Source organism: Psychrobacter sp. D2 (assembly GCF_013608135.1).
Classification (GTDB): Bacteria; Pseudomonadota; Gammaproteobacteria; order Pseudomonadales; family Moraxellaceae; genus Psychrobacter; species Psychrobacter cryohalolentis.
The window spans coordinates 248029-264391 of sequence record NZ_JACDXZ010000002.1 but is presented as its reverse complement, the minus strand read 5'-3'; the positions used below and the strand labels follow the sequence as shown (position 1 = coordinate 264391).

Here is a 16363-nt window from a genome sequence, read left to right as displayed (position 1 = left end):
TAACCATTTTTCTGTTAAATATCTAGAGGGCTTTGTGCCAAATGCGACAGCTCCTGTCGCGAAGTATCTGTGAGCTGCGTCTTGTCCAATTTTAAATAAGCGACCTGTTCTTTTGCCATGACCACCAGCTCATCAACACCATCTACTGCCAGCATTTGCCGTGACCAGTCCTGAATATCGATATTCTTTGGTATCGTCACAGTCGTACTTGATAAATATGGTGGATCAGCAATAGGAATAATCAGCAGTAAAGAGGCGGCCATTATAATTGCCAATATGCCCCATGCCAACAAATTAGGCTGACTTAATAACAACCCGCCCATCGCGCCACCAACAAAAGCACCAAAGAACTGACTGGATGAATTTAACCCCATCGCAGTGGCTTTATTGGCGACTGGTGCGCGCTTGGATATCCATGAAGGAATCGTTGCTTCAAGTAGATTAAAGCCCATAAAGTAGAGCAATAAGCCTAATATAATACCAATGCCAACCTGACCACCGAGCGCCAATAATACTAAGGCAACCGTCATCAGTGCAATCGCGCCCAAGAATACTTGGCGCATTTTGCGTTTCTTTTCGGCGATAATAATAAAAGGTATCGCGACGGCAAAACCGATGAACAATAAAGGCAAATAGACCAAGCCTTGCTGACGTACCGACAATCCTAGTACGTCATTAAGCTGATGCGGTAAAATAACAAAGATAGCGGTCATGGTCAGATGCAGAGCAAATATGCCAATGTGCAAGCGATTTAGATCGCCAATTTTTAGAACTGTTGCCAACTGCTGACCAATCGATTTATTGTCTAAATTGTGCTTAAGTACCCGTAGCGGTGTCGGGACGAACAGTAACAATAACATCGCCAAAACTGCAAAGCCTGCAGTCAACCAAAACAATCCTGAGATGCCAAGCGAGCCTACTAATAGAGGCCCAAAGGCAAAAGCAAGCATGATAGAGGTTGCAATGGTCAAACCCATGGTCGCCATTGCTTTGGTGCGCATCTCCTCGCGCGTAACGTCTGCTAACAGCGCCATCAATACTGCGGAAACCGCGCCACTACCTGCCAGTGCTCGACCAATAATGACCTCGTAAATATCTGTGGCATTGGCAGCAATAATACCGCCGATGGCAAACAAGACAAGACCTAAAAATATAATTGGCTTACGCGGGAACTTATCCGCGGCAAGGCTCATTGGAATCTGAAAAATTGCCTGTCCTAGCCCATAAATACCGACTGCCAAACCAATCAGAAACGGCGTCGCATGCGCATAATTATCACCATACACAGAAAATACTGGCACAATCATAAACAAACCAATCATCCGCAAGGCAAAGATGCCACCGACCCCGAGGATTGCCCGTTTTTCTACGCTATTCATACTTGCCTCACTGGTTCATCATTGCTGGTTTATCACGGCAGCTCTGCTTGTATTATTACGACTGTATCAAGGCTTTAGCCTACAAATTAAGCTCACTAGTATAAGACATTCGCCGTTTGCTTGCCGAGACTTTTGCCCTCCCACTTCAGCATCATAGCGGCCAACGACTTAAACCATTCATTTTACGCGATAATTTTGTTACCGAGTGCATCTGATGAGTCATTGCACCTTGAATAATGCAGCTATCATGACAATAAAGTAAGACGTTGAGAACGTTGTGGTCTGAAAAAATTTATGATAAATCTTTTTACAAAACGACGTTATTCTGCCAAATCTATAACAAACCACTCATATTAGTTAATCTTTATTTAGATTACCTTTATCCATTTCAAGTATTAAAAGCATATTCTAATATAGACAGCCATTACTATCGCTTTGTGAAAACTGCATATTTTTATAAAGCCGTATTAATTTGAATAGCAATTTTAAAATTATCCACGTTTTTGATGAATCATTTGACTCATATTGATTGCTCCTTTTAATTTTTTTGAAAATATCATTTAGCAAATAGGAAACCTATCACCGATGGCACACGAGTATATTAAGGTTCGCGGCGCACGCACTCATAATCTAAAAAATATCGACTTAGACATTCCACGAGATAAATTTGTGGTTATTACGGGTTTATCAGGCTCTGGTAAATCTTCCTTGGCATTCGATACCTTGTATGCTGAAGGACAACGTCGTTACGTCGAGAGCTTGTCGGCGTATGCGCGTCAGTTCTTATCTCAAATGGAAAAGCCTGACGTTGATAGTATCGAAGGCTTGTCACCGGCGATTGCTATCGAGCAAAAATCGACTAACCATAATCCGCGCTCAACCGTCGGTACGATTACCGAAATTTATGACTATCTGCGTCTGCTTTATGCGCGTATTGGTACGCCCTTTTGCCCAGAGCATGGCGAACCAATGGTGGCGCAGTCGGTCACTGAAATGGTCGATCAAGTTATGGCATTGCCAGATGACACCAAAATCATGATTTTGGCACCTGTCATTCGTGAACGTAAAGGTGAGCATACGGTCTTGCTTGAGCAGCTGATTGGTCAAGGCTTTGTACGTGTGCGCGTCGACGGTGATGTCTACGATACTGATGAGCTACCGACACTCGATAAGAAGAAAAAGCATACCATCGAAGTCGTCGTTGACCGCTTTAAAGTTCGTGATGACTTAGGTAACCGCGTCGCCGAAAGTTTAGAGACAGCACTACGTCTAGGCCAAGGTTTGGTGACGCTACACTTTATGGATGGCAATCCAAAAGAAGGCGGCGATGAAAACCAAGTCATGTCAGCCAAGCACTCCTGCCCTGTCTGTGATCGTGCAGTCTCTGAGCTTGAGCCGCGTATGTTCAGTTTTAACAATCCGTACGGTGCTTGCCCAAGCTGTGATGGTCTCGGTAAACGTCAGTATTTCTCTGCCGAAAAACTAATCACCCATCATGAAAAATCGCTCAATCAAGGCGCAATTAATGGTTGGGATAAGCGTCATGCCTATTACTTTGGTCTGCTTTCAACCGTTTGCAATCATTTCAAAATTGACATGGATGCACCGTGGCAAGATTTACCAAAAGAACAGCAAGACCTTATTATGCAAGGCTCTGGTAAAGAGAAGCTGACGTTTAATTTTACTGATGAGCGCGGTCGTAAAACCAACAAGACCGTACCATTTGAAGGTGTGCTTCCATACTTAGAGCGCCGTTATGCCAAGACCCAAAGCAATCTCGTCCGTGACGAGCTAGCTAAATACTTGGCTGATACCACTTGTAATGTCTGTGATGGCGCGCGTCTCAATGAAATTTCACGTAATGTGCGCGTTGATGACCAGACCATCGCTCAAATCGTGAAGCTGTCTATCGGTGACGCGGCTGAATATTATAAGACCATTAAAATTGGCGGTCATAAAGGCGAAGTTGCGGAGAAAATCTTTAAAGAGATCAATGAGCGTCTCAACTTCCTCGTTAGTGTCGGACTTGATTATTTATCCCTTGCCCGCTCTGCTGAGACGCTATCGGGCGGTGAAGCACAACGTATTCGTCTTGCTAGCCAAATTGGTGCAGGCTTGATGGGCGTGATGTATGTGCTCGATGAGCCATCGATTGGTTTGCATCAACGTGACAATGACCGCTTGCTCAAGACCTTAACGCGCTTGCGTGATTTGGGTAATACGGTATTGGTGGTTGAGCATGATGAAGATGCGATTCGTCAAGCGGATCACGTCATCGATATCGGAGTGGGCGCTGGCATACATGGTGGTCATATCATCGCTCAAGGTACGGTCGATGACATCATGGCAAACAAAGAATCGCTGACTGGACAATATATGTCTGGTAAGAAAAGAATTGAGATTCCAAGCATACGCCATAAAGCCAAAACGATCGATATGGAAGTCAAAGGTAAAGCCAAGCCCAAACAAGTACCGATGACTATTGAGCTAAAAGGTGCATCCGGCAACAACTTACATGATGTTGATTTGACCTTGCCAATCGGTATCATGACTTGTATCACGGGTGTTTCAGGCTCTGGTAAATCGACCTTGATTAACCGCACTCTTATGCCACTTGCCGCAACGCAGTTAAATAATGCTTCAACGCTCATCGCGGATAAGCATGACAGCATCAGCGGACTTGAGCATTTGGATAAAATGGTCGATATCGATCAAAGCCCGATTGGTCGTACACCGCGCTCAAACCCAGCTACCTATACTGGCGTGTTTACGCCTGTACGTGAAATGTTTGCCCAGACGCAAGAAGCACGTGCCCGTGGTTATAAAGCCGGTCGCTTTAGCTTTAACGTCAAAGGCGGACGCTGTGAGATGTGCCAAGGTGATGGTCTTATCAAAGTTGAGATGCATTTCTTACCGGATATGTATGTGCCGTGTGATACCTGTGAAGGCAAGCGCTATAACCGCGAGACGTTAGAGATTCTCTATAAAGGCAAAAGTATCGCCGATGTGCTCGATATGACCGTGGAAGATGCGACTGAGTTCTTCTCAGCGATACCAGCGATTTATCGTCGCCTACAAGCCTTGATGGATGTCGGTCTGAGTTATATCCGCTTGGGTCAGTCTGCACCGACGCTATCTGGCGGTGAAGCACAGCGTGTTAAGTTAGCGCGTGAGCTTGCCAAACGCGATACTGGACAGACGCTCTATATCTTGGATGAGCCAACCACTGGTTTGCATTTCCATGATATCGATAAGCTGCTCAATATCTTGCATACTCTACGCGATAAAGGCAATACCATCGTGGTCATCGAGCACAATCTTGACGTTATCAAAACGGCGGATTGGGTGATTGATCTTGGCCCTGAAGGCGGTAAAGGTGGTGGACTGATTATTGCGGAAGGTACGCCAGAGGAAGTGGCGGAAGTCAAAGAGTCCTACACTGGTATATTCTTAAAGCCGATGCTAGAGCAAGGTATGAAAGAAGTCAACTAATACCGTTAGTCATGATTGATAAAAGGCTACTCTTTAGGGGGTGGCCTTTTTTGTTGGGTTGAGTTTTTATTTTAGTGTTAATATGATAATTATTTTAAGAACATCTGTAAGGTAATAAGTAATGGCAAATGTAACGAACCTCGAAAAAAAGCTTGTAAAGCTTATCGAAACTGAAAAACCTTGTGCCATTGCTTTAACTGGCGAATGGGGAGTTGGGAAAACACAATTTTGGAATAATTTTAAGAAAAAACATCATGATCAATTTAAACTAAGAAAATATGCTTATGTATCTCTATTCGGCATTGACTCTTTAGAGTCTTTGAAATATGAAATAGCAGTTAAAACTCATAAAGCTGATCAGTCAGAAGACAGAATGCAAGGAGCTAAATTACTATTTAATAAAGCTTTAGATACTGTGGATCTGTCTAGCATAGAAGGAAAAGGACTAAGTCTAAATATAGGTAAGAGCCTCATAACTAGCGCTCTTTCTAGCTTAGTATCTAATACTGTTATCTGCATTGATGATGTTGAAAGAATTTCAGATAGTCTATCAGTTAAAGATGTTATGGGTTTAGTCAACGATCTAAAGCTAGAGAAAAACTGCCAAGTTATTATAATTCTACATGATGCTAAAGCGAGTGAGCAATTTCAAGAATACAAGGAAAAGGTACTTGATGAAGTTCTGGTTTTTGATGATAACTTAGACATACTAGAAACTTTTATTACAGATGAGATTGCGTTAGAGGTCATGCAACTATTCTATCGTACAATAAAGGTCAAAAACTTAAGGTTTTATAAGAAGATATTTAATAATTATAAGCAGATAATCACCTCCATTGCATCACTAAGCAAAACTAGTAAAGAATATATACTGAAAAACCTTCTGGTTATTCGATGGATAGATGAATTTCAGCCAGAAATACCGCTAGATGATAATAAAGATTCTTTTAAAGCTACTTTAGACTTATTTCATGATAGTAATAGCAACTTCATCATAATGTCGGATGATGACTTTCTAAATCAAAGTGATAAGCTCAAGGCTTTTAGACATTACCTAGATGCATTTTATCCTTTATTTTTGTTTGATGATTGGGCTAAGCATATTATAAGCATGCTTACTAATCATGATATATCAGAAGATTCTATAAAAGACTTGTTGAAAAGAGACGTCTTATCAGAGGTGCAACTTCAAGATGAACTAGCTCATGAACAGGTTATAGATGAATTTCATAGTCTTGAGCTTCAGCCTAATTTCTGTGAACGCCTATATTATTCAGCCTGTACTAAAATTCAAAAATCTGAGATGAATAATGTTAGCTTTTATTGTGACATACTTGAAAACTGTAAGAGGGCAGATTTAGCGCAGCAGTTAGAGACTCACGCTAAGCAGTTTATCAAAAATAAAATAAAATCATCACAATCAAAACCTTCTATTGATAACTGGTATAGGTTCGGTAGGCAGCCCCACGACCGCTTCTATGATTTCATCCAAAATGAAATTGAAAATTATAAGATATCAAATATCAAATCTAGCCTTATTTCTACAATATTCTTAAACTTTCATGACCACAATCGTAATGGGTGGAACTCTAGTGATAAAGATACAATATCAATGATCGATAAAGACATTTTAGAAGAACTAATTTGGGCAGACCTTGATGATAAAAAATATCGAAAGCATTTTATTCACTCAATACTTTTGCATCCAGTACTAAATGAAATTGAAGGAAAAAGAGAAGAAGTAAGACAGTGGATAATAGAGCTTTTGAATGAAAAAATAAGTATAAGTCCAGAGAGAAAAGCGCCTATCAAAATGTGGTTAAGTAGTACTGATAATTTAACAAAAAACCTGTTCTAGTCATAGTTATTATAGCTTTCGACTAAGATAGTTGCCTAGATAAGAAAAAAGCTCTCTACAAATATAAAGCTACTTCCTAAATAAACTCCTTCTCAACATTCATCACCCGCGCATCTACTGTCCGCTCTATTTTCTCCTCAATCTGACTACATTGCGACTCGACCTCACGTTTGGACAGCCCGACAATCACAAACGTCCACTCGCTGGCGTCATGCCGATCACGCTCACCACTCTCACATACCGCGACGCTTGGCGTATTGCCAAAGCGGGCGTGCAAGCCGCCCATACGTTGGCGCTTCTCTTTTAACGAGCCACAACCGGGTAGAGCAAAGCTTAAAGTTAGAATGACGATATGCATTTTATTCTCCTTACTACAGTGGTTTACGCTTTATAATAGTAGAAAATAAGCACGGCAAGTTATGCTATCGTTACCTTGCCGTATTGATATCCTATAATCGCTCACAATGTTTATAGTTATACTATTCACAAATATCACAATAGCCAACATGCGTGTCTAATCAATGACCTCTATCAGCTACGTACAGCAACAGCACATTACTCGCTTATGCGTGCGCTGTGGATTACTGCTTATGCAATATGGCGCTGAGTCTGCCGTGGTAGTGGACCTATGCAAACGCTTGGGGCTTGCCTTGGGGATGAACAGCGTAGAATGTTCGCTGAATTTTAATGCCATTACCTTGACCACTATCTGCGATGAGCGCTGTATCACCACCACCAGAGACACGATCAATCAGAGTATTAATGTCAATTTATTGGTACAAATTCAGCAAATCGTCAATAAAACCGAAGCCACTGTCGATGATAATGAGTTGACTGAACGCACTACCCTTGCCTTTGATGAATTAGATAAGACCGTTTACCCGACGTGGCTAGTGGCCGTGTTTGTTGGCGCGTCTTGTGCTGCGTTTGCCTATTTGAATGGTGGCAGCTGGTCGATTACCGCTGTGACTTTTATTGCAGGCATGGTGGCGATGATTACCCGTATTTGTCTGTCCAAGCATCATTTTAACCCCTTTATCACCGTCATTGTGACCGCCTTTATCGCCTCGCTCATTGGCTCGACGACCTATTATTTTGATATCGGTAATAACGGTGATATCGCCGTAGCCTCAAGCGTTTTGCTACTAGTACCCAGCTTCCCACTGATTAATTCTTTTTCAGATATCTTAAAAGGCTATGTCAATATTGGGATTGGGCGTGCCGTTTTTACCTATATGCTGACTTTGTCCGCGTGCGTTGGTATCGTGATGGCGCTGGGCTTACTTAGAATACAGCACTGGGGGTTTTAAGATGTGGTTCATTGAAACCGTGGTGCTGTCGTGTATCATCACCCTTGGTTGGACGCTGATGTTTAGTGTACCCAAACGCTATATTTTGCCTTGTTTGCTGATGACCGCGTTTGGCTTTGGATTAAAAACAGCGCTTGTCTATCAACACGTCCATCTCGTTGTGGCCAGCTTTTTTGGGGCAATGCTTGCCAGCTTTTTGGGGGTGTACTTTTCTAAGAAATATACCCTACCGCCCAAAGCACTCATCTCGCCAAGTGTCATTTGTATGATGCCCGGTATCGCTGCATATAAGGCGATGGTCAGTATGGTACAGATTGGTTATTTTGGCTTTTCAGACGAGTTATTTAGCCAAATGATGGTGTATTTATTTGAGGCGTTATTTGTGACTTCAGGATTGGTGCTGGGCTTGTCCATTCCTGGACTATTATTTTATAGACGTCGTCCCATCGTATAGATGGGGGACTGTTCTTAGCTAGGCACTGTTTTCAATTAACGTTCAAAATTACATTAATAACCCCTTAATAAAGAGACTCAATATGACTAAACACTATGATTATATCGCCATTGGCGGCGGTAGCGGCGGCATTGCCTCGATTAATCGCGCAGCGAGCTATGGCAAAAAATGTGCCATTATCGAAGCCAACCAATTGGGCGGCACCTGCGTGAACTTGGGCTGCGTACCCAAAAAAGTGATGTGGTATGGCGCACAAGTTGCTGGAGCCATTCATAAGTATGCGCCAGATTATGGCTTTGACGTTGAACTAAAAGGCTTTGACTTTCAAAAACTGGTACAGAGCCGTCAACAATATATTCAAAACATTCACCGCGCTTATGACAATAACTTGGCAAAAAACGGTGTTGAAGTGATAAAAGGCTTTGCCAAATTTGTTGATAATCATACCGTAGAAGTAAATGGCGAGCTTATTACCGCTGACCATATTTTGATTGCTACAGGCGGTCATCCTATTAAGCCAAATATCAAAGGCGCAGAACATGGCATCGATTCTGATGGTTTTTTTGCCTTAAATCATTTGCCAAAACGAGTCGCTATCATTGGAGCGGGATATATCGCCGTTGAGATCGCTGGTGTGATGAATAGTCTCGGCGCTGAGGTACACTTGTATGTCCGTCAGCACTCGCCACTGCGCTCGTTTGATCACACCATTGTGGAGACTTTGCTGATAGAGATGGAGCAAGATGGCATTCAATTGCATACCAATACCACGCTCACTGAAGTTGTTAAAAATGACGATGGTAGCCTGACTTTGTGTACCACAGATGGTGCTCTTGATACCGTAGACTGCTTGATTTGGGCGATTGGTCGTGCGCCTTCGACGGACAATATCAATTTGCAAGTGACGGGCGTGGAAACGACCGAGTTTGGCAAGATCATAGTCGATAAATTCCAAAACACCAATGTTAAAGGGATTTATGCGGTAGGCGATATTATCGAAAACAGTGTTGATTTGACACCGGTGGCTATCGCAGCAGGTCGCCGCTTGTCGGAGCGCTTGTTTAATAACAAGCCTGATGAGCATCTAAACTATGAGCTGATACCGACGGTTATCTTTACCCACCCTCCTATCGGCACCATTGGTTTGTCTGAAATCGATGCCGTAAATCAATTTGGTAAAGACAATATTAAATGCTATACCTCCACCTTTACAGATATGTATAGTGCGGTGACTCAGCATCGCCAAAAGTCTACGATGAAGCTGATATGTTTAGGCGAGGAAGAAAAAGTCATTGGCTTGCACGGTATCGGCTTTGGCGTGGATGAGATGATTCAAGGCTTTGCGGTAGCGATCAAAATGGGCGCAACCAAAGCTGACTTTGATAATACCGTCGCCATTCATCCCACTGGCTCAGAAGAGTTTGTGACGATGCGCTAGCAATGGACCGGGTAATATTAGTAATAGCCTTATCTATTACGTAAAAAGGATGCCGTTTGGGTATCCTTTTTTATTATCAGCAACCAATAGAAGTGCTTATTTATTAGCCCTCATTTATTAGCCCTTATTTATTAAAAAGTATCAAAACCTCTAATTACCTAATACCCACTCATCATTAATTAGATAAACTTTAAATCCCGTCTTGTTGGCTTGGCTATTACCTGCAATCGTTTGGGTGACATCAGCGCTACAGAGATAGGCATTTTCACCCTCAATGGCATCGCAGTCGATATTCTCAATGCGCTCAAGCTTTGGCATCATGGTCTCCATCATGCCGCTCATGGCTTTTGCCATCTTATCATTGCCTGCGTTAGCCTTTGCGTCCTCTACTATCTTGGTAGTTTGCTCATATTGCGCTTCGATCAGCCCTTCAACCGTATTTTCAGGAGGCGCATTAGAACACGCGGTAAAAAACGGCGTGAATACCATAATGAATACCGATTTTTTGAAATTTCTCACGTCGTCGTCCTGATATGTTTATAAAATTTAAGGTGCGGATAAGTCAGACAGTACAATCGGGATGCTGCTATGATGTGCTTAATAATGATGGTTGCGAGATAATCATGTGGCAGGCGTATTTTTTTATATTACCGATTGGGCTTGGCATTTTAACCTTGGTTGTCAGTCTGATATTTTTATTTGCCTATATCACCTCTAATGACAATGCCACACGCTTACCAGCATTTAACTGGTTTAAGCGCTTAATTGTGGTGGCATTTTTACTGCTGAGTATAGGACTGTTTATGACTTTCAAATACTTTTGGGGTCGATAATATTAGCCTCTACATATTTTTTAACTGACTGGTTTTTCTAATTCTAGTAATTCCAAATCCTGACGCTTTGGCTCGCCATTATTACCATCATTTGGAAACGGCATTTTATTGCCATTTAGCTGATAACCGCGGCGCTGATAATAAGACAATAGCTCAGGACGATGGCTTAAAATAGACATGGTCAAACGAGCAGGTTTTTTATCGGTTGCTTGACTATCAGTGGCTTGCTCATCTGGTTGTAGATGACGACCTGCAAATGTCTCGGCTGCTTGCAAAATCACATTACCAACGCCCTGACCTTGTAGCTCAGGATGGACGGCAAACATGCCGATATAGGCTTTTTTATCACCAGCAGCATTAACTTGCATATCTACTCCGATACAGCCTAATAGCTCACCCGTTTCTTCTCCATCACGCTCACCTGTTATGGTTTTTGGATAAACGAAAAGATAATGTTTTGGATTGGCGATGGTACTAGCCAGCTCATCTTGAGTGATACGAATACCACCGATTAAGTCTGCTTCATTGGTCCAGCCTTCTGTCTGCCGGTAACAGCGATTCAATAGCTGCTCAAGTGCGTCGATATCACTAGCTTCTGCTTGACGTAAGAAAACAGTTTCTTTATTGGCATTGTCGTTATTAGTCTGGTTTTCATTCATATTATTTTGTCCTTTTATTATCCGTATGTTCAGTTCATTATAAAAAGCTCATAAAGAGGCTGATAGAAATTTTTGCAGCCTCTGTCGGCGGAGGCACAGCACGCAAGAAAATTTCTATCTGCCTCATGTATTGATAAAATAGGTGAGATTTTTATGTGATATCTATCCTAGATTAAAAAGCTGACCTAAATAAATAGCTCAGCTTTAATAGTAATATTTATCCGTTTTCATTACTAGCGCGATAACGCCTGCGCTTGCTCGATGATATCAAACCCTGCGTTAATCTGTGCACGCGTTGGCGCATGACCTTGGCGTAATAACTCAGAGAATGCTACCAGCTCTTTATCACGTCCAAGCGAGCTTGCTGCACTGGCACGCGTGTTTTCATCCTCGTCATCGAAGTAGTATTCTATGTAGTTAAAACTATCTGGCGAACCCATTATAATGCCATGATCTGGCGTCGCAGCATGTCCACTATAACGCAAACTTTTGCCATATTGCATCGTCCAAAAGAAAGGAATACGCTCCTGAAGCGATTTGACCTTGTCATCATTTAAGATAGCAGCTGCCGTCACCATGCCATGTTGTAATGCAACCCGCCAGTGCTCAATACGCATACGCCCCAGTTGATTGGGCGCTTTGGCAATATCCCCCAACGCATAGACGCCATCACGCAGTTGTAAATGCTCATCGACTTTTACGCCATCTGGATGATTTGTATCCTGTAATAACTCAATACGCGGTGCGACACCTGTTCCTAAAATGACGATATCAGCATCGATTTGCTCACCATTGGCTAATTTGACGCCAGACACTTGTGAGAAATTCTCTTCGCCATTATCAGTAGTATTTTCAGCTGCAATGATTTCAGCGACGCTGGCATCAAACACGAACTCAACACCATTTTCTTTATGCAATTTAATCAACGCATTACTGACCGTTTCTGAGACGATATTGCCCATCACCCGATGCGTTTGACCAATAACGGTGATAGAGGCGGTCGTGGCCGATTGCGTCAATGCTGCCGCCACCTCCATACCGATAAAACCTGTCCCGACGATCACCACGCGCTGATCATGACTGGCGGCTTTGATTAATTTGGCATCATCCATACTACGCAAGGTATAGACACCATCAAGCGTTGCCCCTTTAATAGGTGGAATCTTGGGCTCAGCACCGGTTGCCACAACTAAAAATTCCGCTGTTAGCTTGTTGTTATCACCCTTTTCATCTGTTATCACGATACTACGCTCAGTGAGCAACACTTCACTGAGCGTTTGGTTTAAGCGCAGCTCAATATCATGTTTACTCGCCCAATCTGTACCGCCCAGCAATAGCTTTTCTGCTGGCATATTACCGGCCAAAAAAGCCTTGGATAATAAAGGACGATTATAAGGGGCTTTGTCCTCGGCACTCACCAAGGTAATCTTGCCGCCGTAGCCAGTATTGCGTAGCTGATGGGCAGTCATAAACCCTGCACCGCCACCGCCAACGATAATAGTATGAGTATCAGTCAGCTTATCATTTTCAACCTGCTTATCTATCTTGGCTGAGGTATCAACCGTTAGGCTGTCGCCATTATCCATGATTTGATATTGAGTTAAGCCTGTTGTCGCGATTGGCTCCAGTAATGCGCCTTCGCTGCTGTCAAAAGTTGCATGATGCCAAGGACAAATAACGCGATTACCACAACGCAAACCTGTACCCAAATCTGCTCCAGCATGCGGACATTTGCCATCAAAAGCACGAAACGTGCTGTCGTCACGGGTAATTAAAATGATACTATCGTCATCTTGCTTGTACGATTTCATGCCGCCGCTGACAATATCAGCTTTGTTTATAGTGACTGTATTTATAGTAGCTGCCTTACTCATAAGTCATCCTTAACGGTTATAATGGTTCCTGTTTAAAGCGTGTCGAGACTTATCGATAGTAGCAAGCCTCCTTCACTTATGCTGTTCTTTTGTATATTGACCACGTTGCAAAACGTAATGACTGCTTTTTTAATTCCTATTAATGTTCTATAAAACGTAAAAGACTATCTTATGACTGTTCAAGACCATGATATTACCGCTGCTACTGATACTGCCAATTTACCGCAGCCTAGGCAGCAGCCGTTAAAACAAGTCACTTATAAAGCTCATAACACAGATTTTATTGTCAATGAATTACTACCATTAGAGTTCACCGGTGAAGGTGAGCATTTGTGGTTACATATCCAAAAGTCTGGGATAAATACTGCTTATCTTGCAAAACTGTTGTCCGAATGGGCGGATATTCCCTTACGGGATGTCGGTTTCTCAGGGCTTAAAGACCGTCATGCGCTAACAACGCAGTGGTTTAGCTTGCGCATACCAAAGAAGCAATTACCAGACTCTGAGTTTGCGCCCGTAGATATCGGTGCTAATGAGTCAATCACTATCCTTGAGCAGCAGTGGCACAATAAAAAGCTCAATCGCGGCACGCACCGCGCCAATCAATTTATTATTACCTTGCGTGATATTGAATTTGTAGGCTTTGATACACCATCATCTGAACAGCTATTGTCTGCCAAGCAAGCCGTCGAGCAGCACTTAATGATTATTAGTCAAAGTGGCGTGCCCAATTATTTTGGGCCGCAGCGCTTTGGTCGCAGTGGCAACAATATTAGAGAGGCATTGTCATTGTTTGCGCGTCCTGTACCTGAGGCCTGTCCGCCGTCTAATAAAGGCAAACGTAAACGCGTGCCTCGTGAGCAAAATACCATGGAGCTGTCGGCGGCACGCAGTTTGATATTTAATGAGATATTGGCAGCACGTGTCCGTGATGGCAGTTGGAACCACGGACTTGCAGGCGAAGTATTTAATCTAGATGGCTCAGGCTCGATATTCGCAAGCGACGAGATAGACGATACCTTACGAGCCCGTCTTGAATCAGGCGATATCCATCCGACCGCCGTGCTGTGGGGCACAGGTAATGAGAAGGTCAGCGGCAAAGCTGCAGCCATGGAAACTGATATCGTAGCGCATAGTCCATTGTTAACACAGCTAGCCACAGGTCTAGAGCAGCGTGATATCAAGGCGCAAAGGCGAGCACTGCGATTACCTATTGAAGCATTAAGTTGGGAATGGCAGGATACAGAAGGTGGTCAGATAATGATCTTAAACTTTACTTTGACGACCGGTAGCTTTGCGACCAGCGTATTAGCAAGTTTGGTACAAGCATTAAATACCTAGATATTATCTATGTCATAACCGGTTAAGGACCTAAAAGGTTAAAGTACTGATTTATTTGCTAGCGGTATAAAATGAGATAACCGTGCTATTTTCTGCTGCTAGTACTTCGTTGGCACTAACGACTTGATTACGTCCGCGATCCTTGGCTTCGTATAGTGCTTTATCAGCGATACAAATCAAGCGCTGGCAAATGTCGATGGGTAATTGCGCCTTCGCGATTTCTGTGGCGACTCGTTTTCTTCTGTGAGCAATTCTTCGTTGCGAGCTGTTTTGTATTGGGCTACTTTTTTGCAACCCTTTAACAGATGAACGATCTTTTTTTGAATTATTTGGCGACTGTACATTCTCTTTTGCCTCATCAGCCCTATATTCACTTTGAATATGAATACGCTCAGCATGCGTCAAGGTATAAACCCCTAAACTTGCCGTAACATTAAAATCTGTATGGTTGTCGCCACTGATGACTTGCTCAGCAATATCTCGTCGCAGCTGTTTAGCAATCGTCATGACGCTATCATGCGAGGTATCTGGGAGCACGATTAAAAACTCTTCTCCACCATACCGACTCACAATCGCCTCTTCTGTCAATGAATTCAATAAGGTTTGTGCAACCTCAGACAATACTTGATCGCCAACATCATGACCATAATTGTCATTAATGTTTTTGAACCAATCTAAGTCTAATAATATAATACTGAAATCCTGCTGATCTCCCATTGCCAAAAGCGCCTGCTGCATTTGCGTTAAGCCATAACGGCGACTTTTCAGCTGAGTCAATTCGTCATGATTGGCATATTGCATAATCTCAGCTTTACTGTTATCCAATATCAACAACAGCGTACGAAACATATAGATGATAAAAATCGCTTTTGGCAGCGACATATAAATATGCGTGCTGCGCCAAAAAAACGCGGAAGAAAAACGCAGTTGATTAAACGTATCCCAGCTAAGTGTCCCATTTTGAAATATGGACGCAGAGATGGCATTTTCGATAGCCGTGGTCTCGCTATAGGTCAAATAGTTATAGCTATCCAAGGGAAAAGAGGTCGCTGTCATTTGTTGTAGGTTAGGAATCGTAAAGCCGAAATAGGGAATTAATGTAGCCGAAAAAATCAGCATACTATGAGCCAAAAAAGCCTTCCATACATAACGTCGCCGTATAAGCATCATACCCAGCATCGCCCCGCCCACCAGCGACACCCCAGCCACCAAGCTGCTATGCCCCATTACCAAAATAACCACCGCAATATAAGTACTATAAAGCGTGGTTAATACCGCTTGCCACGTATGTAGCGAGCCGTGACCGGTTTTGATAGGCGATGAGCGACTGATCATCCATAAAAAGAAGAGTCCGAGCAGCGTAATGCCAATCCATAAAGGATACAACAGCGCCATGTCAACATAGGAGCCATAGGTCTCTCTACGAGACCAAACATACAAGCACCAGATCCAATGTAAGGTAATTTCCATCAACACAAACAATGCTAGCAGCAACGCTCTATCAGCAGCCTGCCACTCAAAAATGACTCGCGAGAGTTTTCTATAGCCTAGATGAGATATCGAAAAAGCCATAATGGGCTACCGAAAACAATGAAAGTGATTGAGTTAAAACCAGAGCAATCCATCCGGTGTCATGATTGATACTAAATCTGAACTTATCATTGAGTGTGGCAATTTTTGATCTATTTATCAATCCGTTTAATTGATTCATCGGTCAATAAGTGC

At 42.8% G+C, this 16363-nt stretch carries 13 protein-coding genes; 7 read left to right on the top strand and 6 right to left on the bottom strand.

Going from position 1 to position 16363, the window contains the following annotated elements; genetic code table 11:
• Positions 1-14 precede the first annotated feature (14 nt).
• Positions 15-1379 (bottom strand): MFS transporter, encoded by a 1365-nt coding sequence (locus H0262_RS03820; protein WP_181209743.1) that lies wholly within the window; start codon positions 1377-1379, stop codon positions 15-17.
• A gap of 585 nt (positions 1380-1964) precedes the next feature.
• Between H0262_RS03820 and uvrA the strand changes: the two genes are divergently transcribed.
• Both uvrA and H0262_RS03810 read left to right on the top strand, forming a co-directional pair.
• Positions 1965-4871, top strand: a complete 2907-nt coding sequence (uvrA, locus tag H0262_RS03815) for an excinuclease ABC subunit UvrA (RefSeq protein ID WP_181209742.1) — start codon at positions 1965-1967, stop codon at positions 4869-4871.
• Between the two features lie 121 nt (positions 4872-4992).
• Positions 4993-6729 (top strand): P-loop NTPase fold protein, encoded by a 1737-nt coding sequence (locus H0262_RS03810; RefSeq protein ID WP_181209741.1) that lies wholly within the window; start codon positions 4993-4995, stop codon positions 6727-6729.
• A gap of 76 nt (positions 6730-6805) precedes the next feature.
• Here the strand turns inward: H0262_RS03810 and H0262_RS03805 are convergent, their stop codons facing one another.
• The gene (locus H0262_RS03805) at positions 6806-7087 is read right to left on the bottom strand and encodes a DUF503 domain-containing protein (protein ID WP_181209740.1); all 282 of its coding nucleotides are present in this window, start codon (positions 7085-7087) and stop codon (positions 6806-6808) included.
• Between the two features lie 163 nt (positions 7088-7250).
• Between H0262_RS03805 and H0262_RS03800 the strand changes: the two genes are divergently transcribed.
• From H0262_RS03800 to gorA, 3 genes are all read left to right on the top strand, one after another.
• Positions 7251-8039 carry a threonine/serine exporter ThrE family protein gene (locus tag H0262_RS03800; protein WP_181209739.1) on the top strand — a complete coding sequence of 263 codons (789 nt, stop codon included), beginning with the start codon at positions 7251-7253 and terminating at the stop codon, positions 8037-8039.
• 1 nt (position 8040) lies between these two features.
• Positions 8041-8493 carry a threonine/serine exporter family protein gene (locus tag H0262_RS03795; RefSeq protein WP_011514285.1) on the top strand — a complete coding sequence of 151 codons (453 nt, stop codon included), beginning with the start codon at positions 8041-8043 and terminating at the stop codon, positions 8491-8493.
• A gap of 82 nt (positions 8494-8575) precedes the next feature.
• Positions 8576-9931: a glutathione-disulfide reductase gene (gorA, locus tag H0262_RS03790; RefSeq protein ID WP_181209738.1), complete on the top strand. Its 1356-nt coding sequence runs from the start codon at positions 8576-8578 to the stop codon at positions 9929-9931.
• 150 nt (positions 9932-10081) lie between these two features.
• On the opposite strand, the gene H0262_RS03785 is transcribed toward gorA, so the two are convergent.
• Positions 10082-10450 carry a hypothetical protein gene (locus H0262_RS03785; RefSeq protein ID WP_310502979.1) on the bottom strand — a complete coding sequence of 123 codons (369 nt, stop codon included), beginning with the start codon at positions 10448-10450 and terminating at the stop codon, positions 10082-10084.
• Between the two features lie 104 nt (positions 10451-10554).
• Between H0262_RS03785 and H0262_RS03780 the strand changes: the two genes are divergently transcribed.
• Positions 10555-10764, top strand: a complete 210-nt coding sequence (locus tag H0262_RS03780; RefSeq protein ID WP_149409416.1) for a hypothetical protein — start codon at positions 10555-10557, stop codon at positions 10762-10764.
• A gap of 20 nt (positions 10765-10784) precedes the next feature.
• On the opposite strand, the gene H0262_RS03775 is transcribed toward H0262_RS03780, so the two are convergent.
• Together H0262_RS03775 and H0262_RS03770 are read right to left on the bottom strand one after the other, a co-directional pair.
• Positions 10785-11423, bottom strand: a complete 639-nt coding sequence (locus tag H0262_RS03775; protein ID WP_181209737.1) for a GNAT family N-acetyltransferase — start codon at positions 11421-11423, stop codon at positions 10785-10787.
• Positions 11424-11656: 233 nt separating this feature from the next.
• Positions 11657-13297: an FAD-dependent oxidoreductase gene (locus H0262_RS03770; protein WP_181209736.1), complete on the bottom strand. Its 1641-nt coding sequence runs from the start codon at positions 13295-13297 to the stop codon at positions 11657-11659.
• Positions 13298-13468: 171 nt separating this feature from the next.
• Between H0262_RS03770 and truD the strand changes: the two genes are divergently transcribed.
• Complete coding sequence (gene truD, locus H0262_RS03765; protein ID WP_181209735.1) at positions 13469-14638, top strand: tRNA pseudouridine(13) synthase TruD; 1170 nt, start codon at positions 13469-13471, stop codon at positions 14636-14638.
• Positions 14639-14689: 51 nt separating this feature from the next.
• On the opposite strand, the gene H0262_RS03760 is transcribed toward truD, so the two are convergent.
• The gene (locus H0262_RS03760; protein ID WP_181209734.1) at positions 14690-16210 is read right to left on the bottom strand and encodes a diguanylate cyclase; all 1521 of its coding nucleotides are present in this window, start codon (positions 16208-16210) and stop codon (positions 14690-14692) included.
• Positions 16211-16363 lie beyond the last annotated feature (153 nt).

Coding starts and splice junctions, on each gene's coding strand:
- H0262_RS03820 (WP_181209743.1), bottom strand. CDS start 1,379: ATGAATAGCGTAGAAAAACGGGCAATCCTCGGGGTCGGTGGCATCTTT.
- uvrA (WP_181209742.1), top strand. CDS start 1,965: ATGGCACACGAGTATATTAAGGTTCGCGGCGCACGCACTCATAATCTA.
- H0262_RS03810 (WP_181209741.1), top strand. CDS start 4,993: ATGGCAAATGTAACGAACCTCGAAAAAAAGCTTGTAAAGCTTATCGAA.
- H0262_RS03805 (WP_181209740.1), bottom strand. CDS start 7,087: ATGCATATCGTCATTCTAACTTTAAGCTTTGCTCTACCCGGTTGTGGC.
- H0262_RS03800 (WP_181209739.1), top strand. CDS start 7,251: ATGACCTCTATCAGCTACGTACAGCAACAGCACATTACTCGCTTATGC.
- H0262_RS03795 (WP_011514285.1), top strand. CDS start 8,041: ATGTGGTTCATTGAAACCGTGGTGCTGTCGTGTATCATCACCCTTGGT.
- gorA (WP_181209738.1), top strand. CDS start 8,576: ATGACTAAACACTATGATTATATCGCCATTGGCGGCGGTAGCGGCGGC.
- H0262_RS03780 (WP_149409416.1), top strand. CDS start 10,555: ATGTGGCAGGCGTATTTTTTTATATTACCGATTGGGCTTGGCATTTTA.
- H0262_RS03775 (WP_181209737.1), bottom strand. CDS start 11,423: ATGAATGAAAACCAGACTAATAACGACAATGCCAATAAAGAAACTGTT.
- H0262_RS03770 (WP_181209736.1), bottom strand. CDS start 13,297: ATGAGTAAGGCAGCTACTATAAATACAGTCACTATAAACAAAGCTGAT.
- truD (WP_181209735.1), top strand. CDS start 13,469: ATGACTGTTCAAGACCATGATATTACCGCTGCTACTGATACTGCCAAT.
- H0262_RS03760 (WP_181209734.1), bottom strand. CDS start 16,210: ATGGCTTTTTCGATATCTCATCTAGGCTATAGAAAACTCTCGCGAGTC.